The organism is Pseudomonas beijingensis, from assembly GCF_030687295.1.
Classification (GTDB): Bacteria; Pseudomonadota; Gammaproteobacteria; order Pseudomonadales; family Pseudomonadaceae; genus Aquipseudomonas; species Aquipseudomonas beijingensis.
Genome location: NZ_CP117425.1, coordinates 2,119,344 through 2,144,792 on the forward strand (window position 1 = coordinate 2,119,344; position 25,449 = coordinate 2,144,792).

A 25,449-nucleotide genomic window follows, 5' to 3' on the forward strand; every position below is an offset into this window, starting at 1 on the left:
CGTAGGGAACGGGGGCAAACTTCCCCAGTTTCCCTTTCTTTTTTCTCCTTAGGGATTAGGAGCTATTGATGACCGATGTCTCAACACTCAAGCAGTACTCACTAAAAAGCTGGGCCGCGATCGTGGCGATTGTTGGCTTACTGGCTGGGTTTCCCAGCATTTCATCCTGGCTGGCCGAAATGAGGGCCGACTACTACAAAAGCCATTTCATTGGCCGCTGGACCGAGGAGTTCAGCTATCCCAATGCCGAAGGTGTTCAGTTCGAGTTCAAGGGCATGATCGAATACTTCGCCAACAACCATTACAACGTCAGCGGCGTGGTCGCGCTGGTTGGAACAGAGCCTTCGAAACCTTACAGGCTCGAATACAGCGTCAATGGCGCCGGGACCTGGAGCGCAGATAGCGAAAACCTGTCGTTCACGCTGCAGCAGATGAAGACGTTGCCCAAGAATTACACGGTAGACGGCAAAGACATTTCGCCTTTGACGGTGGCGCAGTTCATCCGGCCCAGCATGCCCAACCTCAGTGATATCTACCCCGAAGGTGGATCGGGACAGGCGCGCATCAGAGAGATTGCGAAGAACAAGATTGTCTTGGAGCAAATGGACTTGCAGGGCAGGCCCTTCATCGTGACGACCCATCGTCAGATAGCTGAGCCGTCCAAGGAACCTTGATTCGAGGCCCGGGTATCCGGCTGAAATGGATAACGTAAGCCGGGTCTGTCAGGCATCGAGCGACCTCTGCCCGTAAGCCACAGCGCCTTGCGCCTTTGCCTACAACTACGCCAGAATCCGCCGGCTTGTTCGCCTGGGGTTGCGTCGGTAGTTTGAGTCCTGTCACTGCTCATCAGTGATCGGGTTTAGTCGCCCAGGGTGAAACAGGTTGTGCAAGGCGTCATCCAGTCAGGATTCCCATCCTGCACTTGATGGTGGCTGTGCGCAGGGCGTCCTCGGACGCGCCGGTTTCTTGTTTCCCCGGTCGACTAACCTGCGTACAGCTGCCTCCCATCGTTTAGTCGCGAGCGGGTGATGGCTCCAACTACAGGAAGCAAGACGATGGCAAAAGATACGCCGAATCCTCCTGAAACGAATGAACACGTCTCCCGTGCTCAGTCTGCCCGCAACAAGAAAATCGATGACGCTGCTACGCGAGCGTTGGATTACTACCTGAAGCCTAAGAGCGAAACGTCTGATAAGTCGGACTCCATTTTTCGGATTGATCCGGGTGTGGATTCTGAGTGTTTGCTTGCGAATCTCAGTGAGAATTTGGCTTCGGCGAATGCCATGATCAGTGATTTGGCGTTTGATCTGGATGGGTCGAGGCGGCGGGTTGCGATGGGGATTTTGCAGGTGATTGAGGTGAGTGAGCTGTTGGCGAATCGGGCTTTGGATATTGTTGAGGTGAGGTAGCGACTCAGTTACAGCGGTGTAAGAAAAAGGTCTTGTCTAACAAGGCCTTTTTCAAAAATGCCCGCGTTCGTCATTCGAGGCAGACGATTTGAATGATGCGGTTATCACCATGAATGGTTGTGTGAGTCCACTCTTCTATGGTTTTTATCTGCTGTGGTGACAGGTCGTAGACAAAGCAAAAATCTTCAGGCTTTGTCCAACCCATAAGTGCGGCCAATGGGTCCATGTATACGCTTGGGACTTCCACGGTCTGTATTAGCTCTTCGGTAGTCTGGTCAAAAATTTCAACGACGGGCTTCATTTTTCTACTTTCCTTGTCGGATCGGCGGGTTTGGTTTGTTCCCCAGTTATTGGATCGAACTCGCCAAGGTGTTGACCTTGTTTTGTGTATAGCTCTACAGCGCCATGCTGTGAGTCCCATTCATAAATCTTGCCTTTACGATCCTTCCATCTCCGCCGTTTAACACCGCCGCCACGTACAAACGTTTTGGATGGAGCAATCTTAGCTTCTGGAAATGCTGGAAGCAGCGACGGGGGCTTGTAGTACTTATGATCCCCGGGAACACTCAAAATCACATAAACCGGCCGAATCCCCGAGTCCGCCGGGAACACCAGAATGAAATCCTTGTACTCCGGCGGATAGATTGGGTCGACGATGATGCTGTCGGCCACCGGCGTCGGCGGATAGATCCAAATAGGCGGCGCCTGGGGCGCCGATTCCAGCGCAGGAATGCCGAGGGTGTCAGCCGGATTGGTAGCCGGCGTCCAGATCAGTTCGATGCCATCCCCCAGGTCGGCAATGAACTGATCGGCTCGCGACGTGAACTGAACAACATCAACCATCTCCCAATCGGGATGCTGACCGGTATAGAAGCCATACCCCTTGAGACTGCCGTTGGCCTGCTGCTCGACGCTCAAGCGCATGCGGCTGCGGGCTTGCTTGAGGTCGCGTAACTGGTCTTCACTGTAAAGCGCGCTGTCGCCCAAATTGGACGGCCAGAGCAGGGCGACGATGCCGGTTAGCAGGGCAGCGCCGACGGTGCCGCCGGCAGCGGCAGCCGCGGAAGTTGCCGAACCGCCCAGCGCCAGCCGGCCCAAGTTAACCGGAACCGTGCCCGCACCAATCCGCTTGAGGGGGATGGCGCCGGACGGGTCAGCGCTCCGACCGCCCAGCCACATGAGATCGCCGTACTGCTTGACCAGGTCCGCCGGGACGTAACCGTTGGGGTTGCTGTAATCGATGATGCCGTTGGGAAGTTTGCAGCTCTTGGCAAACACGCTTCCGGTTACGGTGGATAACGGCTTGTTAGCCACCGTGGCCCAACGCGCTTGTTCGTAGGCTGCTTGCCGGGCCAGCATGGCTTCATAAGCCTGCTGTAGCGCGTCGCGCTCGGCCAGTTCGCTGGCGCTCATGTCCCGATAAGTGAGGTGATGCCCGTCGCCGCCGGGCGGATTTCGGACCTGGGGAATGTCTTTTTTGCGTGTCGCCACGTAGTGAATCTCGTCCGCTAAATGCAGCGCAGACGCTAACGCGGGAAGAGCGGGGCGCGATGTAGGAGGTTTCTTGAAGTGATCGTTCCGGTTTCCTCAATACAGGTAGGGCTGGCTATTGAGGACCGGAGCAATCTGAAGCGTCAGATGGGGCTGTCAGTCACTGGGCAACCGCAACTCGCGAGCCGACGTCGCCTTGCGCCTTTGCCTACAACTACGCCAGAATCCGCCGGCTTGTTCGCCTTGGGCTGCGTCGGTAGTTTGGGACCTGTCACTGCTCATCAGTGATCGGGTTTAGTCGCCCGTCGTTGCTAAGTCGCTCAAGCGTCCATCAGTCAGGTATCCCCATCCCTGCACTCGATGGTGGCTGTGCGCAGGGCGCCTCCGGGTGCGCCGATTTCTTAGCTCGTCGGTCGACTAACCTGCGTACAGCTGCCTCCCAATCGTTTAGTCGCGAGCGGGAAGTAGCCTCAACCAAAGAGAGCTAAGGCTATGGTCAAAATTACACCGAATCCTCCAGTTACAGATGAACCCACATCCCGTGCCAAATCGGTTCGCAATAAAAAGCTCGACGACGCGGCCACCCGCGCGTTGGATTACTACCTGAAACCCAAGCCTAAGAGCGAAACGTCTGACAAGTCCGACTCCATTTTACGGATTGATCCGGCTGTGGATTCTGAGTGTTTGCTGGCGAATCTCAGTGAGAATCTGGCTTCGGCCAATGCCATGATCAGTGATTTGGCGTTTGATCTGGATGGGTCGCGACGGCGTGTTGCGATGGGGATTTTACAGGTGATTGAGGTGAGTGAGCTGTTGGCGAATCGGGCTTTGGATATTGTTGAGGTGAGGTAGGGAAGCAGCGATACGTGCCGTCCGAACTGAGAAAGGTCTTGCTCAGCAAGACCTTTTTTGTGTCCGAAGGAGACTTTTCGCTCCAGCGAACCCGAGCTTTACGCGGAGAGTTCGCTGTTTTTACGCATGCGAGCCTTTTTTCTGTTAGCGGAAGTGCGGCAAGTTTTCGCAGAGCAAGGGTGGCGTTTTGCTGCTATACCTTGGTCGATCATATCGGTGCGGTGATAACAGGAGTCCAGTGCAATGCACACCATAAGGAAAGTGGTAATTCAGAACTTCAAGAAATTCAAAACTCTCACGCTCGATTTTGATTCTGAGAAGAATGTGCTGATTGGCAATAATGAGGTAGGAAAAAGTAGCATTTTGCTCGCTCTAGACCTCGCGCTCGGAGGGAGTCGCAACCGCATTGAAACTCTGGGTGCAGAAACACTGCTCAACAAGGATTCTGTGAGCATCTTTCTTGCGGGGGAGAAGAGCTTCGCGAAACTACCTGAGCTGATAGTCGACGTTTTTCTAGAGGAGGGGGATGACGAAAACCTCTATGGAACCAACAATGTTCACCAGCAAAAGACTGACGGTCTGCGCATGATCCTTGCGGTTATGGCCGAGTATGGCGAGGCGGTGCAAGCAATCTTGGCTGACGATAAACCGAACTTCCCATTCGAATATTACGCAGTGCGATTTGAAACGTTCGCCGGCAGACCCTACGCAGCATTCAACCGCCCCTTTAAGCACATGATGCTGGACGGTTCCCGTATCGATGGCGATTACGCATCTCGTGAATACACCCGAGCTGTGTACGCTTTCAACGCCCCCGTCGAAGACCGCTATAAACTTGAAAACCTGTATCGCCAAGGCAAGCATGCGTTTACGGGGCAGCATCTAGCAGGCCTCAACGCAGACCTTCCCGCGTATCAGTTTGACGTGCGTACTAGTGTCCGGTCGAATCTGGAAACCGACCTAATCATCACAGAAGACAATATTCCGCTTGAGCACCACGGGAAAGGAAGACAGTGCTTCATTAAAACCGAATTTGCGTTGAGCAAGCACAAGCAAGGTGGCTTAGATGTAATGCTCTTGGAGGAGCCTGAAAACCATCTCAGCCATTCCTCTATGAAAGCACTCGTCGCAAAGCTGGAGGAGAACAAGAGCACACAGCTTTTCATCGCAACGCACAGCAGTCATATTTGTTCAAGGCTTGATCTTCGGCATGCCCTTTTGATCGGCCCGAATGCTGCTGGCTCACTTAAGGCTCTATCAGCCGAGACCGCAGAATTCTTCATGAAGGCCCCGGACAATAATGTTTTGGAGTTTGCGCTTTCGAAGAAGGTGATCTTGGTTGAAGGTGATGCCGAATTCATCCTTGTGGAGGATTTCTATAAGCAATGTACAAACGGGCGTCTACCGCAGGCAGATGACGTCCATATAATCTCAATCGGCGGCACCAGCTTCAAAAGGTACATGGAGCTAGCCAACCTACTTGGAATTCGGGTAGCAGCCATACGGGACAATGACAAGAATTATCAGAAAAACTGCGTAGAAAACTACATTGACTTCACTTCGGATAATGCCAAAGTCTTTGCCGATAGAGACGATGACCGTTCAACCTTCGAAATAGGCTTGCATAACGACAACCTGGAAACCTGCAAGACCGTCTTCGGGCCAGGCCGAAAAACCCTTTCACCTTTGGAGTACATGCTAGCCAACAAAGCAGAAGCTGCGTTTGAGTTGCTTAAGGGAAAACCCGGTGAACTCACCGTTCCAGCCTACATCGTGGAGGCAATCAAATGGATAAACGAGTGATCTTCGCTGTAGCAGGATCAGGCAAGACAACCCTGCTGGTGAACCGCCTGAGCCTGGAAAAGCGCGCGCTGATTGTCACCTATACGGAAAACAACTACCGCCACTTGCGTGATAGCATCATTAAACGGTTCGGTCATGTCCCCAAAAATATAAACGTCCTTAGCTATTTCACATTCCTCCATAGCTTTTGCTATCGGCCCTTGCTGCAGATGCGCTTGGAAACTAGAGGGATTAGCTTCCGAATGCCGCACCCTCGAACATTGAAAATCAAACGCGATGATATGGCTTACTACACTAATAAAAGTGGAAATCTATATCACAACCGCTTAGCAAAACTTGTTGAGATCGAAGGGGCAATTCCTGACGTGATAGCGCGAATAGAGCGCTTTTATGATGAGTTTTATGTCGACGAAGTCCAAGACCTAGCGGGCCATGACTTCAATCTGATGATGGCATTAGCGAAAGCTAAGATTGAAATTATGTTTGTAGGCGACTTCTACCAGCACACCTTCGACACTAGCCGTGATGGGAACGTGAATAGCTCTCTACACGTTGACATCGGCAAGTACGAAAAACATTTTCAAAAGGCGGGTATCACCGTCGACAAGGAGACATTGAGTCGGAGCTGGAGATGTGGTGTGACTGTGTGCGATTTTATTCGCGCACATTTGCAGATTGATATACAGTCACAACATACCTATGAAACCGAAATCATACCTCTGACCAATCAAGCGGATGCTAACACCGTGCATGCGGACGCTAGCGTTGTAAAGTTGTTCTATAAAGAGCATTACAAGTACGGGTGTGTGTCTAACAACTGGGGCGCCTGTAAGGGGCTAGATAACTATAACGATGTGTGCGTTGTACTGGGTAATAGTCATTGGAAGATCTATGAAAATTCCTCGCTTGATGCACTCCCCCCACAGACAAAAAACAAACTATATGTAGCATTTTCACGGGCGCGTGGGAGGCTGTATCTAGTGCCTGAAAAGTTGTTCAAAACGTTCAAGGCTGTTTAAGTTGGGTCGTGAGCCCTCAGGTGCAAAAAAAAACTGAAGGCGCAGGGTTTATCTCTTTGGCGGAAAACCAGTCTGTTTTCATTCTAGTTGTTAACGGGCTATTAGCTTTGTTGTTGAGGTTGTATTTGAGTGTGGAGTTGAATTTCTGAGTAGTGATTGAGGATAAAGCTGCATAGTTGCTAACTTGTTGTCTTGTCTCATCTGATTATGAATGGCTCAGATATTGAACGCCGCGGTGTATGGTGTGCGGCGGTTGTCGTACTGCTATTTATTATAACATTTGCAAATTCAATTATTTGCGATCAAGTTGCTTTGTTGGTTGATACGATTATCACGGGTTGGAGCCGCCCCAGAGCTGGTTCTGAGCTGGATCCGCGATCGAGCACTTGTGTTTTTTGACTGACCTAAGCAATCATACACAGCTCAAAATGGCTTAAGCTCGGCAGAGCTAGCCGTGGTCCTATAAGGTGGAAGGTTATGATATTTAGCCCGTTCAATGCAGAAGACCTGGCAGCTGCCGCGGTAGATGCCCTGAAAGTGCGGGGAGACGCACGTGCGATTGCCGTAGTTGTGGCGGGTGATTGCAAAGTTGATTTGTCAGGCTCGGATTTTGGGATTAACTATTGGCAGTTTTTTATTTCTCTACCCGTACAACTTTTCTATGCAATGTCAGACGACGAGCGTAAGGCAACAGAAGCTTCTATAGCTGAGGTGATTACTCCTTTCTACTCCACAACACCGAGTGACTCTTCTGATGGAGTAATTATTGCCCCAAGAGTAGGGGAGGCGGTACATGGGTGGCGTGAAGAGGCTATGCGTTACGTGAAGGGGGATGGGGTAACAAACCAAGGTAGGGTGCGTAGCGATAATATTGCCTCGCAGCAACACCAGGGGCTACTTTTTCGGTCACAAGCAGAAGTCACGCTTTTCAAGGCCCTAACTAAAGCTCGGCTTCCGGTAGCACCTCTTCCAGTATTTGTTAGGATTGGAAATACTTACAATCGACTTGAACCTGATTTTGTAGTGGTTTATAAAGGGCTAACCTTTGTTGTTGAGGTTGATGGAGACACTTACCACACTGAGCTACCTGCAGAGGCGGATAAGCGTTTAGTTCCGTTGACATATGAGGGCGTGGAAGTAAGGCGAATTAGGGCAGCAGAGCTAGGCTCGGATGCTCAGGCGGATTCAGTCGTAAAGGAACTGATCGATTTTATGGCTCGGCGTAAGGCATCCCGCTGAGTAGGTCTACGCTAAAGAGTTTTATCGACTGAAAAGGGGCGGGGCTATTTTTTTGCTGACAATAAAACTGTTCCCTTTTTTTCTTTTTTAAACAGTTATTACCTTTCTATTAGAGAATGGATGACCAGCCTCCATAGACTCTAACCGCTGGATTCACTGCTCGCCCACTCATCGAATATCCCTCAAGTAGTCTCTGAGTACAGTGAGTGGCTTATCAAGCTGGGTCATCATTTGCGCCGCGCTAAAGGCCAAAGCCAGACGATATAGCTCCCGCCCCAACACCGTGTCCACCCCGCCAACCGCCCCCAACGCCAAATCCAAACACCGACCAATCTCCCCCTGAATCCCAGCCACATCCCCCCGCCGCACCAACAACCCAAAAACCTCCCGATCACAACCCCCCATCAACGGGTCATCCCGCAGAATCGGGCTGTGACCTTCCGTCTCATAAGCCAGCTTGAGCGAGTAGAGAGCAACCGATTCCAGCAGCAATTCCATGGGGTGAAATCCTTAGTGACTAGGTGAGGAGGGTGGAGTTGGGTTGATGGTTTATGCCTTGGCCGTGGCAACTCGGAGTATGGGCGGGGGTGATGGCTTTTTTGTGAGCGCTTTGCGCTCAAGCGGGAGCAAGCTCCCTCGCCACGGGTTCTTACTGGCCACAGATTCTTCCTTGCCACAGGTTTGGTATTTGGGGCCGCTTCACGGCCCAGCGGGGATAAATCCCCTCGCCACAAAGGGGACCCCTCACCACAAAAGGGGATCGGGGATTGGTTGGAATCTGCGTTAGCCGCAGAAAACCACTTTCCTACAGACGAAAAAAAAGACCTTGAATTTCAAGGTCTTTCTTTAAGATGGTGCCCCGAGGGAGACTCGAACTCCCACTCCTTTCGAAAACGGATTTTGAATCCGCCGCGTCTACCAATTCCGCCATCAGGGCTCAATGGCGGCGAAGTATAGAGAGGTGCCTACCGTTGGTCAATCACGTTTCATGGTGAATTTTTGATATTTCCGCTAGACTTTCCGGCCCTGCTAGACGAACCCCATCATGCGTGTTGCTGACTTTACCTTCGAACTCCCGGATTCGCTGATCGCTCGCCACCCTCTGGCCGAGCGTCGCGCCAGTCGACTGTTGACCCTGGACGGGGTCAGCGGTGCCATGGCTCACCGTCAATTCACTGATTTGCTTGAGCATTTGCGCCCGGGCGATTTGATGGTGTTCAACAATACCCGGGTGATTCCGGCGCGGTTGTTTGGCCAGAAAGCCTCCGGCGGCAAGCTGGAGATTCTGGTGGAGCGGGTGCTGGACAGTCATCGGGTGCTGGCCCATGTGCGGTCGAGCAAGTCGCCCAAGCCGGGTTCGTCGATTTTGATCGACGGCGGTGGTGAGGCGGTGATGGTGGCGCGGCATGATGCGTTGTTCGAGCTGGAATTTGCCGAAGAGGTGTTGCCGCTGCTCGACCGTGTTGGGCACATGCCGTTGCCTCCTTATATAGACCGCCCGGACGAAGGTTCGGACCGCGAGCGTTATCAGACTGTGTACGCCGAGCGCCTGGGGGCGGTGGCGGCGCCGACGGCGGGGCTGCATTTTGATCAGCCGTTGGTGGAGGCGATTGCCGCCAAGGGTGTCGAGACGGCGTTCGTGACGCTGCATGTTGGCGCCGGTACGTTTCAGCCGGTGCGTGTGGAGCGCATTGAAGACCATCACATGCACAACGAATGGCTGGAAGTGAGCCAGGAAGTCGTCGATGCCGTGGCGGCCTGCCGTGCTCGCGGTGGGCGGGTGGTGGCGGTGGGGACCACCAGCGTGCGGTCCCTGGAAAGTGCCGCCCGCGATGGCGTGCTCAAGCCGTTCAGTGGCGACACCGATATCTTTATCTACCCGGGCCGGCCGTTTCATGTGGTCGATGCCTTGGTCACCAACTTTCATTTGCCTGAATCCACGCTGTTGATGCTGGTTTCGGCGTTCGCCGGTTATCCCGAAGCCATGGCCGCCTACAAGGCCGCCGTCGAGCATGGATACCGCTTTTTCAGCTACGGTGATGCGATGTTCATCACCCGTAACCCCGCGCCACGCGGACCCGAGGAAACAGTATGAGTCGCACCTGTCGCATGTCCTTCGAGTTGCTTGCCACCGATGGCAAGGCTCGTCGCGGTCGTCTGACCTTCCCCCGCGGTACCGTGGAAACCCCGGCGTTCATGCCGGTGGGCACCTATGGCACGGTCAAGGGCATGCTGCCGCGTGACATCGAGGCGATTGGCGCGGAGATCATCCTGGGTAACACCTTCCACCTGTGGCTGCGCCCGGGTATGGAGGTGATCAAGGCCCATGGTGACTTGCACGATTTCATGCAGTGGAAGGGCCCGATCCTGACCGACTCCGGCGGTTTCCAGGTGTTCAGCCTCGGTGCCATGCGCAAGATCAAGGAGGAGGGCGTGACCTTCGCTTCTCCGGTGGACGGCTCCAAGGTGTTCATGGGCCCGGAAGAGTCGATGCAGGTGCAGCGCGACCTGGGCTCGGACATCGTGATGATCTTCGACGAATGCACGCCGTACCCGGCCGATGAAGACGTGGCGCGGGTGTCCATGGAGCTGTCGTTGCGCTGGGCCCAGCGTTCGAAGAACGCCCATGGCGAAAACACCGCGGCGCTGTTCGGGATTGTGCAGGGCGGCATGCACCGCGACCTGCGCATGCGCTCCCTCGAAGGCCTGGACAAGATCGGCTTCGACGGCCTGGCGATTGGCGGCCTGTCGGTGGGCGAGCCGAAGCACGAGATGATCAAGGTGCTCGATTACCTGCCGGGCGAGATGCCCGCTGACAAACCTCGTTACCTTATGGGCGTTGGCAAACCGGAAGATCTGGTTGAGGGTGTGCGCCGCGGTGTGGACATGTTCGATTGCGTGATGCCAACCCGTAATGCCCGCAATGGGCATCTGTTCATCGACACTGGTGTGCTGAAGATCCGTAACGCGTTCCATCGCCATGATGATTCGCCGCTGGATCCGACGTGCGATTGCTACACCTGCCAGAACTTCTCCCGCGCTTATCTGCATCATTTGGACAAGTGCGGCGAAATGCTCGGCAGTATGCTCAATACCATCCACAATTTGCGCCATTATCAGGTGCTTATGGCTGGTTTGCGCGAGGCTATCCAACAGGGTACATTGGCCGCCTTTGTCGAGGCCTTCTATGCCAAGCGCGGGTTGCCTGTTCCGCCCTTGGACTGAGTTTTCCGATCCCTAGATTCAATACTTGCAACTGGAGTGCTAAATGAGCTTTTTTATCTCTAATGCCATGGCTGACGCGGCTGCACCTGCTGCTGCCGGCCCTATGGGCGGTGGTTTCGAGTGGATTTTCCTGGTCGGCTTCCTGGTCATCTTCTACCTGATGATCTGGCGTCCACAGGCCAAGCGCGCCAAAGAGCAGAAGAACCTGCTGAGCAGCTTGCAGAAGGGCGATGAAGTGGTCACCACCGGCGGCATCGCTGGCAAGATCACCAAAGTGGCTGATGACTTCGTGGTACTGGAAGTGTCCGACACTGTTGAAATGAAGTTCCAGAAGGGCGCTATCGCGGCCACGCTGCCAAAAGGCACGCTGAAAGCGATCTAAGTAACAACTTCTATTCAATCGACGGGGCGCGCAAGGCGCCCCGCGTCATAAGCGGGCGGCGTGATGCTGAACAAATACCCTCTGTGGAAATATGTACTGATCCTGGCGGTGCTGGCGGTCGGTCTGATTTATTCCGCTCCCAATCTATACCCGGATGACCCGGCCATTCAGGTCAGTGGCGCAAGCACTGCGCTGCAGGTCACCCAGGCCGATCTGGACCGTGCGAGCGCTGCGCTCAAGGCGTCCAACATCGAAGTCAAGGCTGCGACCGTTGCCGAAGGTGGCAAGGGCGGTCTGTTGCGCCTGGTCAAGGCGGAAGACCAACTGCCAGCCAAGGACGTGGTGCGCAAGGCGTTGGGCGACGATTACGTCGTAGCCCTGAACCTGGCCCAGACCACTCCGCAATGGCTGCGCAAGCTTGGCGCGCACCCGATGAAGCTGGGCCTGGACTTGTCCGGCGGTGTGCACTTCCTGCTGGAAGTGGACATGGAAAAAGCCCTCGACGCGCGGATGAAAGTCTACGAAGGCGACGTCAAGAGCCTGCTGCGTAAAGAGCGTCTGCGTTATCGCAGCCTGCCGCCACTCGACGGTGCCATTCAGCTGGGCTTCAGCGATGAAGATGCCCGCGAGCAGGCCCGTGCGCTGATCCGCAAGAACTTCAATGATTTCGACATTGTGCCGGCCGACCTCAATGGTCAGGCGGTGCTGCGTCTGGCGATGACCCCGGCCAAGCTGGCGGAAATCCGCGAATACTCCATCAAGCAGAACTTGACCACGGTGCGTAACCGCGTCAACGAGCTGGGTGTGGCCGAGCCGATCGTGCAGCGCCAGGGCGCCAACCGCATCGTGGTTGAGTTGCCAGGCGTGCAGGACACTGCCGAAGCCAAGCGTATCCTCGGCAAGACCGCCAACCTGGAGTTCCGCCTGGCCGCTGAGCCGGGGGCTTCCAGGGCCACTTCCGAGAGCTTCGAGTTCCGTGAGGGCGGTCGTCCGGCGGCGCAGATCGAGCGTGGCCTGATCATCACCGGTGACCAGGTGACCGACGCCCAGGCGGGCTTCGACGAGCAGGGTCGTCCGCAGGTGAACATTCGCCTGGACGGCCATGGCGGCGAACTGATGAGCCGCGCCACGCGCAGCAACGTTGGTCGCAGCATGGCGGTGATCTTCATCGAGCAGAAGCCGACCACCACTTACACCAAGCAAGTGGTCAATGGCGTCGAGAAAGACGTACCGGTACAGACCTTCAAGGAAGAGAAGAAGATCATCAGCCTGGCGACCATCCAGTCGCCGCTGGGCAGCCAGTTCCGCATCACCGGCCTCAACGGCCAGGGTGAGTCCTCGGAACTGGCCCTGCTGCTGCGTGCCGGTGGCCTGGCCGCGCCAATGTACTTCGCTGAAGAGCGCACCATTGGCCCGAGCCTGGGTGCCGACAACATCACCAAGGGTATCGATGCTTCGCTGTGGGGCATGCTGTTCGTGTCGCTGTTCATCATCGCCATCTACCGCTTCTTCGGCCTGATCGCCACGGTTGCGCTGGCGGTGAACATGGTGCTGCTGCTGGCCCTGATGTCCTTGCTGGGCGCCACGCTGACCCTGCCGGGTATCGCCGGTATCGTGTTGACCATGGGTATGGCGGTGGACGCCAACGTGCTGATCTTCTCGCGGATACGTGAAGAGATCGCAGCGGGCATGTCGATCCAGCGGGCAATCAACGAAGGCTTCGGCCGGGCATTTACTGCGATTATCGACTCCAACCTGACCACGTTGCTGGTGGGCGGGATTCTCTTTGCCATGGGCACCGGCCCGGTGAAGGGCTTCGCAGTGACCATGTCCCTCGGGATCTTTACCTCGATGTTCACAGCCATCATGGTGACCCGCGCAATGGTCAACCTGATCTTTGGCGGTCGTGACTTCAAGAAGTTGTGGATTTAAGGGGCTGCCATGTTACGTACAATCAACTTCATGGGCGTTCGCAATATTGCGTTCGGCCTCACCTTGTTCCTTACAGTCCTGGCGTTGTTCAGCTGGGCCACCAAGGGCCTGAACTATGGCCTGGACTTCACCGGCGGTACGCTCATCGAGCTGACCTACGAGCGTCCGGCTGACGTCACCAAGGTGCGTGAGCAACTGGCGTCCTCCGGCTACAGCGATGCCATCGTGCAGAGCTTTGGCGCAACGACTGATCTGTTGGTGCGTATGCCAGGTGAAGACCCGCAATTGGGTCACCAGGTAGCCGAAGCCTTGCAGAAGGCCGGTGGCGACAACCCGGCCCAGGTCAAGCGCGTCGAGTTCGTTGGCCCGCAGGTGGGTGAAGAGCTGCGCGACCAGGGCGGCCTCGGCATGCTGCTGGCGCTGGGCGGCGTGATGCTCTACCTGGCGTTCCGCTTCCAGTGGAAGTTCGCGGTGGGCGCGATTGTCTCGCTGATCCACGACGTGATCGTGACCGTGGGCATCCTGTCGTTCTTCCAGATCACCTTCGACTTGACGGTGCTGGCGGCAGTGCTGGCGATCATCGGTTACTCGCTCAACGACACCATCGTGGTGTTCGACCGGGTGCGTGAAAACTTCCGTGTGCTGCGCAAGGCCTCCTTGGTCGAGAACATCAACATCTCGACCACCCAGACCCTGCTGCGGACCATGGCGACGTCGATCTCCACCTTGCTGGCGATTGCCGCGCTGCTGTTCTTCGGCGGCGACAACCTGTTCGGTTTCTCCATCGCACTGTTCATTGGTGTGATGGCGGGTACTTACTCGTCGATCTACATCGCCAACGTGGTGTTGATCTGGCTGAAGCTGAGCTCCGAGGATCTGATTCCTCCTGCGGCCACTGACACGGAAGTGGACGACCGCCCATAAGGCTCGGTTTCCCGTCCGTCACAGCAGAAAAGGCGCGAGTTGAACTCGCGCCTTTTTTTGTGCTCCAAGGCTGGGAGAAGCGCGGATTAATCCGCTTGTGATGGTCAGGAGGTTCAAGTGAACAAATCGATGCTGGTTGGTGCGGTATTGGGTGCTGTCGGTGTAACAGCCGGTGGTGCGGTCGCCACCTACAGCTTGGTAAAAAGTGGCCCTGAGTATGCGCAAGTATTGGCCGTGGAGCCGGTCAAGACCCAAATCAAGACCCCGCGTGAAGTGTGCAAGGACGTCACCGTGACTCGGCAGAAGCCAGTCCAGGACCAGCACCAGATCGCTGGTACCGTGTTGGGCGCCGTAGCCGGTGGCCTGCTGGGTAACCAGATCGGCGGCGGCACCGGCAAGAAAATCGCTACCGTGGCGGGTGCGGCCGGTGGTGGTTATGCCGGTAACAAGATTCAGGAAGGCATGCAGGAACGCGACACCTACACCACCACCCAGACTCGCTGCAACACGGTCAATGACATCAGCGACAAGGTGGTAGGCTACGACGTTCGCTACATGCTCGACGGCAAAGAAGGCAAAGTCCGCATGGACCGCGACCCGGGCAACCAGATCCCGGTGAGCAAGGAGGGTCAACTGATCCTGGGCCAGAACGAACCAGCTCAGTAATCCAACCGCTATGAAAAAAGCACCCTTTGGGGTGCTTTTTTTATGCCCGCATTTCATGGCCCGTCACCAATCCCCTGTGGGAGCTGCAGTGGACACAAATCTTGTGTCCGGCCCAAATTCCCTGTGGGAGCGAGCTTGCTCGCGATAGCGGTGGATCAGCTTGCATCCATGTCGAATGTGCCACCGCCATCGCGAGCAAGCTCGCTCCCACACTGGATCTCCAGCGGATACGAAACCTGTGCCCGGCCCAAATCCCTCTGTGGGAGCGAGCTTGCTCGCGATAGCGGTGGTTCAGCCTGCATCCATGCTCAGGTGTCATCCATTGTGGCGAGGGAGCTTGCTCCCGCTCGGTTGCGCAGCGACCGCAAGATCTTGGGTCTGCTGCGCAGCCCAGCGGGAGCAAGCTCCCTCGCCACGGGGTGTTCATCTGAGCTGAGTGGTGTGGGGCAGGCATAAAAAAAGCACCCCGAAGGGTGCTTTTTCTGTAGCCGAGCTGCTTAGCGCTTCAGCGAAGCCGGCAAATGCGGCTGGATGGCGGTGAGCACAGCCTTGAAGCATTTGGTGTTGCCAGCAACGATGTGACCTTTCTCAAGGAAATCGTGGCCGCCAGTGAAGTCACTCACCAAACCGCCGGCTTCCTGGATCAGCAGGGCGCCCGCAGCCATGTCCCACTCGGACAGGCCTGACTCCCAGAACGCATCGAAACGGCCAGCAGCCACATAAGCCAAATCCAGGCTCGCAGCACCGGCGCGGCGGATGCCGGCGGTCTGGCCGACCAGGGCGCGGAACATGCCCAGGTAGTTGTCCAGGTTGTCCATCTGGTCATCACGGAACGGGAAGCCGGTACCCAGCAGGGCGCCATCCAGGCTGGTGCGGCCGCTGACGCGCAGGCGACGACCGTTCAGTTGGGCGCCACGGCCACGGCTGGCGGTGAATTCTTCCTGGCGAACCGGGTCCAGCACAACGGCGTGTTCCAGGCGGCCACGGTACTTGCAGGCGATGCTGACAGCGAAGTGAGGAATGCCGCGCAAGAAGTTGGTGGTGCCGTCCAGCGGATCGATGATCCACAGGTACTCTTCGCCTTCGATGCCGGTACCGGCGTGCATGCCAGTCTCTTCACCGAGGATGGAGTGGTTCGGGTAAGCCTTGCGCAGGGCGTCGACGATCTTTTGCTCGGCGGCGCGATCGACCTCGGACACGTAGTCCTTGGCGTCTTTTTCATCGACCTTGATGGTATCCAGGCGCTCGATGGAGCGGAAGATCAGTTCACTGGCGCTGCGGGCGGCGCGCAGCGCGATATTCAGCATGGGCTGCATGGATGTGTCACCTAAGGTTGTTAAAGAAAGCCGCGCATTCTATCAGAAAGTTTTCCGAGGAGAAGGTTGGTGTTCGCTTTCATAGCTTAACGGTAGGTGCTTATGTAAGATTTGCTCCCTTTATCGTGTTCGAGAGCGCCTCCCTTGTTGCAGAACATTCGTGTCGTCCTGGTCAATACCAGCCATCCGGGTAACATCGGCGGAGCTGCGCGGGCCATGAAGAACATGGGCCTGTCGCGCCTGGTGCTGGTCGAGCCGCGCTTGTTTCCCCATCACGAAGCCGACGCCCGGGCCTCCGGCGCCGGTGACATCCTCGCCAACGCCCAGGTCGTCGCCAGCCTCGAAGATGCCTTGGTGGGTTGCAACCTGGTGCTCGGCACCAGCGCCCGCGACCGCCGTATCCCCTGGCCGCTGCTCGACCCCCGCGAATGCGGGACCAAAGTGGTCGAGGAGGCCGCGCAAGGCTTTGAAATCGCCCTGGTGTTCGGCCGTGAAGACTCCGGTCTGACCAACGACGAGCTGCAGCGATGTCACTTTCACGTGCATATCCCTTCCGACCCCGAGTTCAGTTCCTTGAACCTGGGGGCGGCGGTGCAGGTGTTGAGTTATGAAGTGCGCATGGCTTGGCTGGCGGCCGAAGGCAAGCCCAGCAAAGTCGAAAAAACCGAGGTCACGTCGCCGCGCAGTGAGACACTGGCGACCATGGACGAGCTGGAACGATTCTTTGAACACCTGGAGCAGACCCTGGTGGACATCGAATTCCTCGACCCGGAAAAGCCGCGACACTTGATGGCGCGCCTGCGTCGGTTGTACGGACGAAGCTCGGTCAGCCGGGCGGAGATGAATATATTGCGCGGCATCCTCACGGAAACCCAGAAGGCGGCCCGTGGCGAGCTGATTAAGCGGAAGAAATAAAATGTTCGAACGTTTGCGTGAAGATATCCAAAGTGTTTTCCATCGTGACCCGGCGGCGCGCAATGCCTTTGAAGTGCTGACCTGCTACCCGGGGATGCACGCCATCTGGATCCATCGCCTGTCCGGCGCCTTGTGGAACATGGGCTGGAAGTGGCTGGCGCGGCTGGTCTCGAACTTCGGCCGCTGGCTGACCGGGATCGAGATCCACCCGGGTGCCAAGGTCGGCCGTCGGTTCTTCATCGACCACGGTATGGGCATCGTCATCGGCGAAACCGCCGAGATCGGCGACGACGTGACCCTGTACCAGGGCGTGACCCTCGGCGGCACCAGCTGGAACAAAGGCAAGCGCCACCCAACCCTGGAAGACGGCGTGGTGGTCGGTGCCGGCGCCAAGGTGCTCGGGCCGTTCACGGTGGGGGCGGGGGCGAAAGTCGGCTCCAACGCCGTGGTGACCAAGGCCGTGCCGCCGGGCGCGACCGTGGTGGGTATTCCAGGCCGGATCATCGTCAAATCCGACGAGGAGCAGGATGCCCGTCGCAAGGCCATGGCCGAGAAGATCGGCTTCGACGCCTACGGTGTTGGCGAGGACATGCCCGACCCGGTCGCCCGCGCCATCAACCAGTTGCTCGATCACCTGCAGGCCGTCGATGGGCGCCTGGAGGGGATGTGCGGCGCCCTGAAGGACCTGGGCAGTAATTACTGTGCCAAGGACCTGCCTGAGCTGCGCGAGGAAGATTTCGCGTGTGTGAAGGATAAGGATGAGACTCAGGCCAGCTGAAACCCTGCTGGCCCCATCGCGAGCAAGCTCGCTCCCACAGGGGATTTGCAGTGGTCACAAATTCGAAGGCCGCCGCAGATCCAATGTGGGAGCGAGCTTGCTCGCGATGAACGATAACGCGGTATCACTGGTCGCCACTGGCCAGCCTTTGCTATCATGCGCGCGCTCTTTCGCGGGTAAACCTGAGTAAAGCACTAGGTCTTATACTTGACTTAAATACTCGGGAATTGCATACTCGCCCCCATTCCGAACTCCGTGGTAATTGTCCATGCGACTGACTACAAAAGGCCGATACGCCGTGACCGCAATGCTGGATCTGGCATTGCATGCGCAGCACGGGCCGGTGTCCCTGGCCGATATCTCCGAGCGCCAGGGCATTTCCCTGTCTTACCTTGAACAGCTGTTCGCCAAGCTGCGCCGCAGCAACCTGGTTTCCAGCGTTCGCGGCCCCGGTGGCGGCTACCAGCTGTCGCGCGACATGCAGGGCATCCAGGTCGCCCAGGTGATCGATGCGGTGAACGAATCGGTCGATGCGACCAAATGCCAGGGCCTTGGCGACTGCCATGGCGGCGATACTTGCCTGACCCACCACTTGTGGTGCGACCTCAGCCTGCAGATTCACGAATTTCTAAGCGGTATCAGCTTGGCTGACCTTGTAACTCGCCGTGAGGTGCAAGAAGTAGCCCAGCGTCAGGACCAGCGCCGTTGCAATGGCAAGACGCTGCACCTGGACAAGATTGAAGCGTCCGCCGTCGAATGACTGCCGCAGAGCACGCGGAACGCCAGCCAGCCTGATTTAGGAGAAAGTCCATGAAATTGCCGATTTACCTTGATTACTCTGCGACCACCCCGGTTGATCCGCGTGTTGCGCAAAAAATGAGTGAATGCCTGCTGGTCGACGGAAACTTCGGTAACCCGGCGTCCCGTTCCCACGTGTTCGGCTGGAAGGCCGAAGAGTCGGTCGAAAACGCCCGTCGCCAGGTCGCCGACCTGGTCAACGCCGACCCGCGTGAAATCGTCTGGACCTCCGGTGCCACCGAATCCGACAACCTGGCAATCAAGGGTGTCGCGCATTTCTACCACACCAAGGGCAAGCACCTGATCACCTCCAAGATCGAGCACAAGGCTGTCCTGGACACCATGCGCCAACTGGAGCGTGAAGGCTTCGAAGTCACCTACATCGAGCCAGGTGAAGACGGCATCATCACCCCAGCCATGGTCGAAGCCGCATTGCGCGACGACACCATTCTGGTTTCGATCATGCACGTGAACAACGAAATCGGCACCGTCAACGACATCGCGGCCATCGGCGAGCTGACCCGTTCCAAGGGCGTCCTGTTCCACGTCGACGGCGCGCAGTCCACTGGCAAGGTCGACATCGACCTGTCCAAGCTGAAAGTCGACCTGATGTCGTTCTCCGCTCACAAGACCTACGGCCCTAAAGGCATCGGCGCCCTGTACGTCAGCCGCAAGCCGCGTGTTCGCCTCGAAGCGACCATGCACGGCGGCGGTCACGAGCGTGGCATGCGTTCCGGTACCCTGGCGACCCACCAGATCGTCGGCATGGGCGAAGCCTTCCGTGTTGCCAAAGAAGACATGGCGGCCGAGAACGTCCGCATCAAGGCCCTGAGCGACCGCTTCTTCAAGCAGGTCGAGCACCTCGAAGAACTCTACGTCAACGGCAGCATGACCGCCCGCGTACCGCACAACCTGAACCTGAGCTTCAACTACGTTGAAGGCGAGTCGCTGATCATGGCGCTCAAGGATCTGGCCGTGTCGTCCGGTTCGGCGTGCACCTCGGCGTCCCTGGAGCCTTCGTACGTACTGCGCGCCCTGGGCCGCAACGACGAACTGGCCCACAGTTCCATTCGCTTTACCTTCGGCCGTTTCACCACCGAAGAAGAAATCGATTACGCCGCGCAGAAAGTCTGCGAGGCCGTTACCAAGCTGCGCGCTCTGTCGCCGCTGTGGGACATGTACAAAGACGGCGTCGACATTTCGAAAATCGAGTGGGCGGCGCACTGAAGAAGTCGCCACCAGAGCGACTCACTGATGAGGATTGAAGCAAATGGCATATAGCGAAAAGGTCATCGACCACTACGAGAACCCGCGCAACGTCGGCAAGATGGACGCGCAGGATCCTGATGTCGGCACTGGCATGGTCGGCGCTCCGGCGTGCGGCGACGTCATGCGCCTGCAGATCAAGGTCAACGAGCAGGGCATCATCGAAGATGCCAAGTTCAAGACCTACGGCTGCGGTTCGGCCATTGCGTCCAGCTCCCTGGCCACCGAGTGGATGAAGGGCAAGACCCTTGATGAAGCCGAAACCATCAAGAACACCCAGCTGGCCGAAGAGCTGGCCCTGCCGCCAGTGAAGATCCACTGCTCGGTACTCGCCGAAGACGCCATCAAGGCCGCCGTTCGCGATTACAAGCAGAAGAAAGGCTTGATCTGATCCGCGTTACGGTAAGGAGTTTTCCATGGCTATCCAGATGACAGAAGCGGCAGCTAAGCATATTCAGCGCTCCCTCGCGGGGCGCGGCAAGGGCGAGGGTATCCGCCTGGGTGTTCGCACCACGGGCTGCTCTGGTCTTGCCTATGTGCTGGAATTCGTCGACGAAGTGGGCGAAGACGATCAGGTATTCGAAAGTCATGGTCAGAAAGTGATCATCGACCCGAAAAGCCTGACGTACCTGGACGGCACCGAACTGGATTTCGTCAAGGAAGGGTTGAACGAAGGCTTCAAGTTCAACAATCCCAACGTGCGCGGTGAATGTGGCTGCGGCGAAAGCTTCAACATCTGAGGCAGCTTGTGGGTACTCCTTGTCATTTTGCGTTGTTCCAGTTGCAGCCTGCTTTCCAGCTGGACCTCGATCAGTTGTCCGCGCGTTATCTGGAACTGGCCCGTGGCGTCCACCCCGACCGCTTTGCCGATGCCTCCGAGGCGGAGCAGCGGCGGGCGCTCGAGCAGTCGGCGAACCTCAACGAGGCTTACCAGACGCTCAAGCACCCGGCCAAGCGCGCACGTTACCTGCTCGCCATCAGCGGCCATGAGTTGCCGCTGGAGGTCACGGTCCACGATCCCGAGTTCCTTTTGCAGCAGATGCAGTGGCGCGAAGAGCTCGAGGACCTGCAGGACAGCGCCGACCTGGCCGGTGTCGCGGCATTCAAGCGGCGCTTGAAAGACGCCCAGCAAACACTGAACGACAGCTTCGCAGCCTGCTGGAACGATGCCGCGCAACGCGAACAGGCCGAGCGCCTGATGCGGCGCATGCAGTTCCTCGACAAGCTCACCTACGAAGTGCGCCAGTTAGAAGAGCGCCTCGACGATTAACCCAGTGCCGCTCCGGTCGCACGCCTGATTACAGATAAGTCCTGATTACGATGGCCCTACTGCAGATCGCCGAACCCGGCCAAAGTCCACAACCACACCAGCGTCGCCTGGCTGTGGGGATCGACTTGGGTACCACCAATTCCCTGGTCGCTGCCTTGCGCAGCGGTCTTTCCGAACCGCTGGCCGACGAGCAGGGGCAGGTGATCCTGCCGTCCGCCGTGCGTTATCACGCCGACCGCGTTGAAGTGGGCGAGTCGGCCAAGCTGGCCGCCGCCACCGACCCTTTCAACACCATTGTCTCGGTCAAGCGCTTGATGGGTCGTGGTCTGTCCGACGTCAAGCAATTGGGCGACCAGCTGCCGTACCGCTTCGTCGGTGGCGAATCCCATATGCCGTTCATCGAAACCGTGCAGGGCCCGAAAAGCCCGGTCGAGGTTTCCGCCGACATCCTCAAGGTCCTGCGCCAGCGCGCCGAAGCGGCGTTGGGCGGTGAACTGGTGGGTGCGGTCATTACCGTGCCGGCCTATTTCGACGACGCCCAGCGCCAAGCCACCAAGGACGCTGCCAAGCTGGCTGGCCTGAACGTGCTGCGCCTGCTCAACGAGCCAACGGCCGCTGCCGTGGCGTATGGCCTGGACCAACATGCCGAAGGCCTGGTCGCGATCTACGACCTGGGCGGCGGCACGTTCGATATTTCAATCCTGCGCCTGACCGGCGGTGTCTTCGAAGTCCTGGCCACCGGTGGCGACAGCGCCCTGGGCGGTGACGACTTCGACCACGCCATCGCTGGCTGGATCATCGAGCAAGCGGGTCTTTCCGCCGACCTCGACCCGGGTGCGCAACGCCATCTGCTGCAAACCGCCTGCGCTGCCAAGGAAGCCTTGACTGACGCTGCTACGGTTGAAGTTGCTTATGGCGACTGGAAAGCCTCCCTGACCCGCGAAGCCTTCGATGCCTTGATCGAACCCATGGTCGCCCGCAGCCTCAAGGCTTGCCGCCGCGCGGTGCGCGATTCCGGCGTAGAGCTGGAAGACGTCAAGGCCGTGGTCATGGTCGGCGGTTCGACCCGCGTGCCTCGGGTTCGCGAAGCCGTTGCCGAGGCCTTTGGACGCCAGCCGCTGACTGAAATCGACCCGGACCAAGTGGTCGCCATTGGCGCCGCGATCCAGGCCGATACCTTGGCCGGCAATAAGCGCGACGGCGGCGAATTGCTGCTGCTCGACGTGATTCCGTTGTCCCTGGGGTTGGAAACCATGGGCGGCCTGATGGAGAAGGTGATTCCACGTAATACCACCATCCCGGTTGCCCGCGCCCAGGACTTCACCACTTATAAAGACGGCCAGTCGGCCATGATGGTCCACGTGCTGCAAGGCGAGCGTGAACTGATCAGCGACTGCCGTTCCCTGGCCCGCTTCGAATTGCGCGGCATCCCGGCCATGGTCGCCGGTGCGGCGAAGATCCGCGTGACCTTTCAGGTTGATGCCGATGGCTTGCTCAACGTCTCCGCCCGCGAACTGGCTTCGGGCGTGGAGGCGAGCATCCAGGTCAAGCCGTCCTACGGCCTGACCGACGGTGAAATCGCCAAGATGCTCAAGGATTCCTTCCAGCACGCCAGCGACGACAAGGTCGCGCGGGTGTTGCGCGAGCAGCAGGTCGACGCTCAGCGCCTGATCGAAGCCGTGCAAGGTGCCCTTGAAGCCGACGGCGACCGGTTGCTCGACGCTGAAGAGCGCATGGTCATCGAGCTGCAGATGCAGGAATTGTCCGAATTGATCAAAGGCACCGATGGCTATGCCATCGAGCAGCAGACCAAACGTCTGTCGCAGGTCACCGACGCCTTTGCTGCCCGCCGCCTGGACTCGACGGTGAAAGCCGCCCTGGCGGGGCGCAACCTGAATGAAATCGAGGAATAACTGATGCCGCAGGTGATTTTTCTGCCCCACGAGAAGTTCTGTCCGGAGGGCATGGTCGTGGAGGCTGAGCCCGGGATTTCCATTCTCGAGCTGGCCCATGAGCACCATATCGAGATGGAAAGTGCCTGTGGCGGCGTCTGCGCCTGCACGACGTGCCATTGCATCATTCGTGAGGGTTTCGATTCGCTGGAAGAAGCGGACGATCTGGAGGAAGATTTCCTCGATCGGGCCTGGGGTCTGGAAGCGCAATCGCGCCTGGGCTGCCAAGCCATCGTCGGCACCGAAGACCTGACCGTCGAAATTCCGAAATATTCGCTTAACCATGCGGCCGAAGCGCCGCACTGATGGTGACACTGTCATGAGCTATGGTTGGAATGATGTACAACGCATCGCAGAAGAACTGGCCGAAGCCAAGCCGGACGTGAATCCGTTGACTGTGAATTTTGTCGATTTGCAGCGCTGGATCATGGAGCTACCCGATTTCGACAATACCTCTGGCCGTTGTGGCGAGAAGGTCTTGGAAGCGGTCCAGACGCTCTGGATCGAAGAAATCGACTGATCGACCTGGCAGGTTAGGCAATACCCCTGAACCCGCGTATAATTCGCGGGTTTAATTTTTCGCAAATTACCGTTTCTGGAGTTACACCATGGCTGTTCAACGTACTTTCTCCATCATCAAGCCTGACGCCGTTGCTAAAAACGTGATCGGCAAGATCGTTACCCGCTTCGAAGACGCTGGCCTGCGCGTTGTAGCTTCGAAAATGAAGCAACTGTCCAAAGCCGAAGCCGAAGGCTTCTACGCTGAGCACAGCGAGCGCGGTTTCTTCGGTGAGCTGGTTGCCTTCATGACTTCCGGTCCGGTTGTCGTTCAGGTGCTGGAAGGCGAAAACGCCATCGCTCGCAACCGTGAGCTGATGGGCGCTACCAACCCTAAAGAAGCCGCCGCTGGCACCATCCGTGCTGACTTCGCCGAGTCGATCGACGCCAACGCCGTTCACGGTTCGGACTCCGAAGCCGCTGCCGCTCGCGAAATCGCTTACTTTTTCTCCGCTACTGAAGTAACCACTCGCTAAGCCCAGGCTTTTGAGTGAAGGTGAATCCATGACTACATCGAACGGCAAAACCAACCTGTTGGGCCTGACCCAGCCGGAAATGGAGAAATTCTTCGACTCGATCGGGGAGAAGCGTTTCCGTGCCGGCCAGGTGATGAAATGGATTCACCACTTTGGCGTCGACGACTTTGACGCCATGACGAATGTCAGCAAGGCCTTGCGCGAAAAGCTCAAGGCAGTTGCTGAAATTCGCGGTCCGGAAGTGGTCAGCGAGGACATCTCCAGCGACGGCACCCGCAAGTGGGTGGTGCGCGTGGCGTCCGGCAGCTGCGTCGAGACCGTCTACATTCCCCAGGGCAAGCGCGGCACCTTGTGCGTTTCGTCCCAGGCAGGCTGTGCCCTGGATTGCAGTTTCTGCTCCACCGGCAAGCAAGGCTTCAATAGCAACCTCACCGCCGCCGAAGTGATCGGCCAGGTGTGGATTGCCAACAAATCCTTTGGTAGCGTCCCGGCGACCGTCGACCGTGCCATCACCAACGTGGTGATGATGGGCATGGGTGAGCCGCTGCTGAACTTTGACAACGTCGTTTCCGCCATGCACCTGATGATGGATGACCTGGGCTACGGCATCTCCAAGCGCCGCGTGACCCTGTCCACCTCCGGCGTGGTGCCGATGATCGATGAGCTGGCCAAGCACATCGACGTCTCCCTGGCGTTGTCGCTGCACGCACCCAATGACGCATTGCGTAACCAATTGGTGCCGATCAACAAGAAATATCCGCTTAAGATGCTGCTCGAGTCGTGCCAGCGCTACATGTCGTCCCTGGGCGAAAAACGCGTGCTGACCATCGAGTACACGCTGCTCAAGGATGTGAACGACAAGGTCGAGCACGCGGTCGAGATGATCGAGCTGCTCAAGAACATCCCGTGCAAGATCAACCTGATCCCGTTCAACCCGTTCCCGCATTCCGGTTACGAGCGTCCGAGCAACAATGCGATTCGTCGTTTCCAGGATCAGCTTCACCACGCTGGCTTCAACGTCACCGTGCGCACCACCCGCGGCGAAGACATCGACGCCGCCTGTGGCCAATTGGTAGGACAGGTGCTGGATCGCACCCGTCGCAGCGAACGCTACATTGCCGTGCGTGAGTTGAACGCCGCGGACGATGCGGTGCAGAACGCTGCGAACAGTCACTAAG

28 protein-coding genes and 1 tRNA gene are annotated in these 25,449 nt (G+C 57.5%); 24 read left to right on the forward strand and 5 right to left on the reverse strand.

The features are described 5' to 3' along the window. Nucleotides 1-68: 68 nt before the first annotated feature. Nucleotides 69-674 carry a hypothetical protein gene (locus tag PSH84_RS09500; protein ID WP_256454313.1) on the forward strand — a complete coding sequence of 202 codons (606 nt, stop codon included), beginning with the start codon at nucleotides 69-71 and terminating at the stop codon, nucleotides 672-674. 381 nt (nucleotides 675-1,055) lie between these two features. Further along, entirely contained in the window at nucleotides 1,056-1,409 is a 354-nt protein-coding gene (locus tag PSH84_RS09505; protein WP_305482728.1) for a DUF6124 family protein, read from the forward strand. Between the two features lie 70 nt (nucleotides 1,410-1,479). On the opposite strand, the gene PSH84_RS09510 is transcribed toward PSH84_RS09505, so the two are convergent. Then, complete coding sequence (locus tag PSH84_RS09510; RefSeq protein WP_116831504.1) at nucleotides 1,480-1,710, reverse strand: DUF7683 domain-containing protein; 231 nt, start codon at nucleotides 1,708-1,710, stop codon at nucleotides 1,480-1,482. Continuing rightward, entirely contained in the window at nucleotides 1,707-2,900 is a 1,194-nt protein-coding gene (locus tag PSH84_RS09515) for a colicin E3/pyocin S6 family cytotoxin (RefSeq protein WP_305482729.1), read from the reverse strand. Before PSH84_RS09515 ends, PSH84_RS09510 begins: the two co-directional genes overlap by 4 nt. Nucleotides 2,901-3,392: 492 nt before the next feature. On the opposite strand from PSH84_RS09515, the gene PSH84_RS09520 reads away from it, so the two are divergent. The 4 genes from PSH84_RS09520 to PSH84_RS09535 all read left to right on the forward strand — a co-directional run bounded on the left by PSH84_RS09520 (nucleotide 3,393) and on the right by PSH84_RS09535 (nucleotide 7,813). After that, nucleotides 3,393-3,752, forward strand: coding sequence for a DUF6124 family protein (locus PSH84_RS09520; protein WP_305482730.1), 360 nt, complete (start codon nucleotides 3,393-3,395; stop codon nucleotides 3,750-3,752). Nucleotides 3,753-3,995: 243 nt separating this feature from the next. Further along, nucleotides 3,996-5,555: an ATP-dependent nuclease gene (locus PSH84_RS09525; RefSeq protein WP_305482732.1), complete on the forward strand. Its 1,560-nt coding sequence runs from the start codon at nucleotides 3,996-3,998 to the stop codon at nucleotides 5,553-5,555. Then, on the forward strand, nucleotides 5,540-6,574 hold the full coding sequence (locus tag PSH84_RS09530; RefSeq protein ID WP_305482733.1) for a UvrD-helicase domain-containing protein: 1,035 nt from the start codon (nucleotides 5,540-5,542) through the stop codon (nucleotides 6,572-6,574). The genes PSH84_RS09525 and PSH84_RS09530 overlap by 16 nt, the downstream gene beginning before the upstream one ends. Before the next feature lie 477 nt (nucleotides 6,575-7,051). Next, the gene (locus tag PSH84_RS09535; protein WP_305482735.1) at nucleotides 7,052-7,813 is read left to right on the forward strand and encodes a hypothetical protein; all 762 of its coding nucleotides are present in this window, start codon (nucleotides 7,052-7,054) and stop codon (nucleotides 7,811-7,813) included. A gap of 168 nt (nucleotides 7,814-7,981) precedes the next feature. On the opposite strand, the gene PSH84_RS09540 is transcribed toward PSH84_RS09535, so the two are convergent. Together PSH84_RS09540 and PSH84_RS09545 are read right to left on the reverse strand one after the other, a co-directional pair. Beyond that, nucleotides 7,982-8,311, reverse strand: a complete 330-nt coding sequence (locus PSH84_RS09540; RefSeq protein WP_305482737.1) for a hypothetical protein — start codon at nucleotides 8,309-8,311, stop codon at nucleotides 7,982-7,984. Nucleotides 8,312-8,665: 354 nt separating this feature from the next. Continuing rightward, a tRNA-Leu gene (locus tag PSH84_RS09545) sits at nucleotides 8,666-8,750 on the reverse strand. A gap of 108 nt (nucleotides 8,751-8,858) precedes the next feature. Here PSH84_RS09545 and queA point away from each other — a divergent pair. The 6 genes from queA to PSH84_RS09575 all read left to right on the forward strand — a co-directional run bounded on the left by queA (nucleotide 8,859) and on the right by PSH84_RS09575 (nucleotide 14,942). Beyond that, complete coding sequence (gene queA / locus PSH84_RS09550; protein WP_305482739.1) at nucleotides 8,859-9,908, forward strand: tRNA preQ1(34) S-adenosylmethionine ribosyltransferase-isomerase QueA; 1,050 nt, start codon at nucleotides 8,859-8,861, stop codon at nucleotides 9,906-9,908. Nucleotides 9,909-9,922: 14 nt separating this feature from the next. Beyond that, on the forward strand, nucleotides 9,923-11,038 hold the full coding sequence (tgt, locus tag PSH84_RS09555) for a tRNA guanosine(34) transglycosylase Tgt (RefSeq protein WP_161951757.1): 1,116 nt from the start codon (nucleotides 9,923-9,925) through the stop codon (nucleotides 11,036-11,038). Between the two features lie 43 nt (nucleotides 11,039-11,081). After that, on the forward strand, nucleotides 11,082-11,420 hold the full coding sequence (yajC, locus tag PSH84_RS09560; protein ID WP_007916913.1) for a preprotein translocase subunit YajC: 339 nt from the start codon (nucleotides 11,082-11,084) through the stop codon (nucleotides 11,418-11,420). Nucleotides 11,421-11,483: 63 nt separating this feature from the next. Continuing rightward, nucleotides 11,484-13,352 carry a protein translocase subunit SecD gene (gene secD / locus PSH84_RS09565; protein ID WP_305469820.1) on the forward strand — a complete coding sequence of 623 codons (1,869 nt, stop codon included), beginning with the start codon at nucleotides 11,484-11,486 and terminating at the stop codon, nucleotides 13,350-13,352. Between the two features lie 9 nt (nucleotides 13,353-13,361). Continuing rightward, nucleotides 13,362-14,276: a protein translocase subunit SecF gene (secF, locus tag PSH84_RS09570; protein ID WP_122568816.1), complete on the forward strand. Its 915-nt coding sequence runs from the start codon at nucleotides 13,362-13,364 to the stop codon at nucleotides 14,274-14,276. Nucleotides 14,277-14,393: 117 nt separating this feature from the next. Further along, complete coding sequence (locus PSH84_RS09575) at nucleotides 14,394-14,942, forward strand: glycine zipper 2TM domain-containing protein (protein WP_014336691.1); 549 nt, start codon at nucleotides 14,394-14,396, stop codon at nucleotides 14,940-14,942. 497 nt (nucleotides 14,943-15,439) lie between these two features. On the opposite strand, the gene suhB is transcribed toward PSH84_RS09575, so the two are convergent. After that, nucleotides 15,440-16,258: a type III secretion system regulator SuhB gene (suhB, locus tag PSH84_RS09580; protein WP_003185165.1), complete on the reverse strand. Its 819-nt coding sequence runs from the start codon at nucleotides 16,256-16,258 to the stop codon at nucleotides 15,440-15,442. 144 nt (nucleotides 16,259-16,402) lie between these two features. Between suhB and trmJ the strand changes: the two genes are divergently transcribed. From trmJ to rlmN, 12 genes are all read left to right on the forward strand, one after another. After that, a complete protein-coding gene (trmJ, locus tag PSH84_RS09585; protein WP_305482741.1) occupies nucleotides 16,403-17,173 on the forward strand; it encodes a tRNA (cytosine(32)/uridine(32)-2'-O)-methyltransferase TrmJ in 771 nt (256 codons plus the stop codon). A gap of 1 nt (nucleotide 17,174) precedes the next feature. Then, complete coding sequence (cysE, locus tag PSH84_RS09590; RefSeq protein ID WP_122568814.1) at nucleotides 17,175-17,951, forward strand: serine O-acetyltransferase; 777 nt, start codon at nucleotides 17,175-17,177, stop codon at nucleotides 17,949-17,951. A gap of 268 nt (nucleotides 17,952-18,219) precedes the next feature. Further along, nucleotides 18,220-18,711 (forward strand): Fe-S cluster assembly transcriptional regulator IscR, encoded by a 492-nt coding sequence (gene iscR, locus PSH84_RS09595; RefSeq protein WP_122568813.1) that lies wholly within the window; start codon nucleotides 18,220-18,222, stop codon nucleotides 18,709-18,711. A 50-nt stretch (nucleotides 18,712-18,761) separates the two neighbouring features. Then, complete coding sequence (locus tag PSH84_RS09600) at nucleotides 18,762-19,976, forward strand: IscS subfamily cysteine desulfurase (RefSeq protein WP_305469825.1); 1,215 nt, start codon at nucleotides 18,762-18,764, stop codon at nucleotides 19,974-19,976. 43 nt (nucleotides 19,977-20,019) lie between these two features. Beyond that, on the forward strand, nucleotides 20,020-20,406 hold the full coding sequence (gene iscU / locus PSH84_RS09605; protein ID WP_003185157.1) for a Fe-S cluster assembly scaffold IscU: 387 nt from the start codon (nucleotides 20,020-20,022) through the stop codon (nucleotides 20,404-20,406). A gap of 25 nt (nucleotides 20,407-20,431) precedes the next feature. Continuing rightward, nucleotides 20,432-20,755, forward strand: a complete 324-nt coding sequence (gene iscA / locus PSH84_RS09610) for an iron-sulfur cluster assembly protein IscA (protein WP_122568811.1) — start codon at nucleotides 20,432-20,434, stop codon at nucleotides 20,753-20,755. Between the two features lie 8 nt (nucleotides 20,756-20,763). Then, on the forward strand, nucleotides 20,764-21,285 hold the full coding sequence (hscB, locus tag PSH84_RS09615; protein ID WP_122568810.1) for a co-chaperone HscB: 522 nt from the start codon (nucleotides 20,764-20,766) through the stop codon (nucleotides 21,283-21,285). 50 nt (nucleotides 21,286-21,335) lie between these two features. Beyond that, nucleotides 21,336-23,198 (forward strand): Fe-S protein assembly chaperone HscA, encoded by a 1,863-nt coding sequence (gene hscA / locus PSH84_RS09620; protein WP_305469827.1) that lies wholly within the window; start codon nucleotides 21,336-21,338, stop codon nucleotides 23,196-23,198. A gap of 3 nt (nucleotides 23,199-23,201) precedes the next feature. Next, nucleotides 23,202-23,543: an ISC system 2Fe-2S type ferredoxin gene (fdx, locus tag PSH84_RS09625; RefSeq protein WP_018611575.1), complete on the forward strand. Its 342-nt coding sequence runs from the start codon at nucleotides 23,202-23,204 to the stop codon at nucleotides 23,541-23,543. Between the two features lie 13 nt (nucleotides 23,544-23,556). After that, entirely contained in the window at nucleotides 23,557-23,757 is a 201-nt protein-coding gene (gene iscX, locus PSH84_RS09630) for a Fe-S cluster assembly protein IscX (RefSeq protein WP_109753617.1), read from the forward strand. An 88-nt stretch (nucleotides 23,758-23,845) separates the two neighbouring features. Next, nucleotides 23,846-24,271: a nucleoside-diphosphate kinase gene (gene ndk / locus PSH84_RS09635; RefSeq protein ID WP_042727994.1), complete on the forward strand. Its 426-nt coding sequence runs from the start codon at nucleotides 23,846-23,848 to the stop codon at nucleotides 24,269-24,271. 28 nt (nucleotides 24,272-24,299) lie between these two features. Next, the gene (rlmN, locus tag PSH84_RS09640; protein ID WP_122568808.1) at nucleotides 24,300-25,448 is read left to right on the forward strand and encodes a dual-specificity RNA methyltransferase RlmN; all 1,149 of its coding nucleotides are present in this window, start codon (nucleotides 24,300-24,302) and stop codon (nucleotides 25,446-25,448) included. Nucleotide 25,449 lies beyond the last annotated feature (1 nt).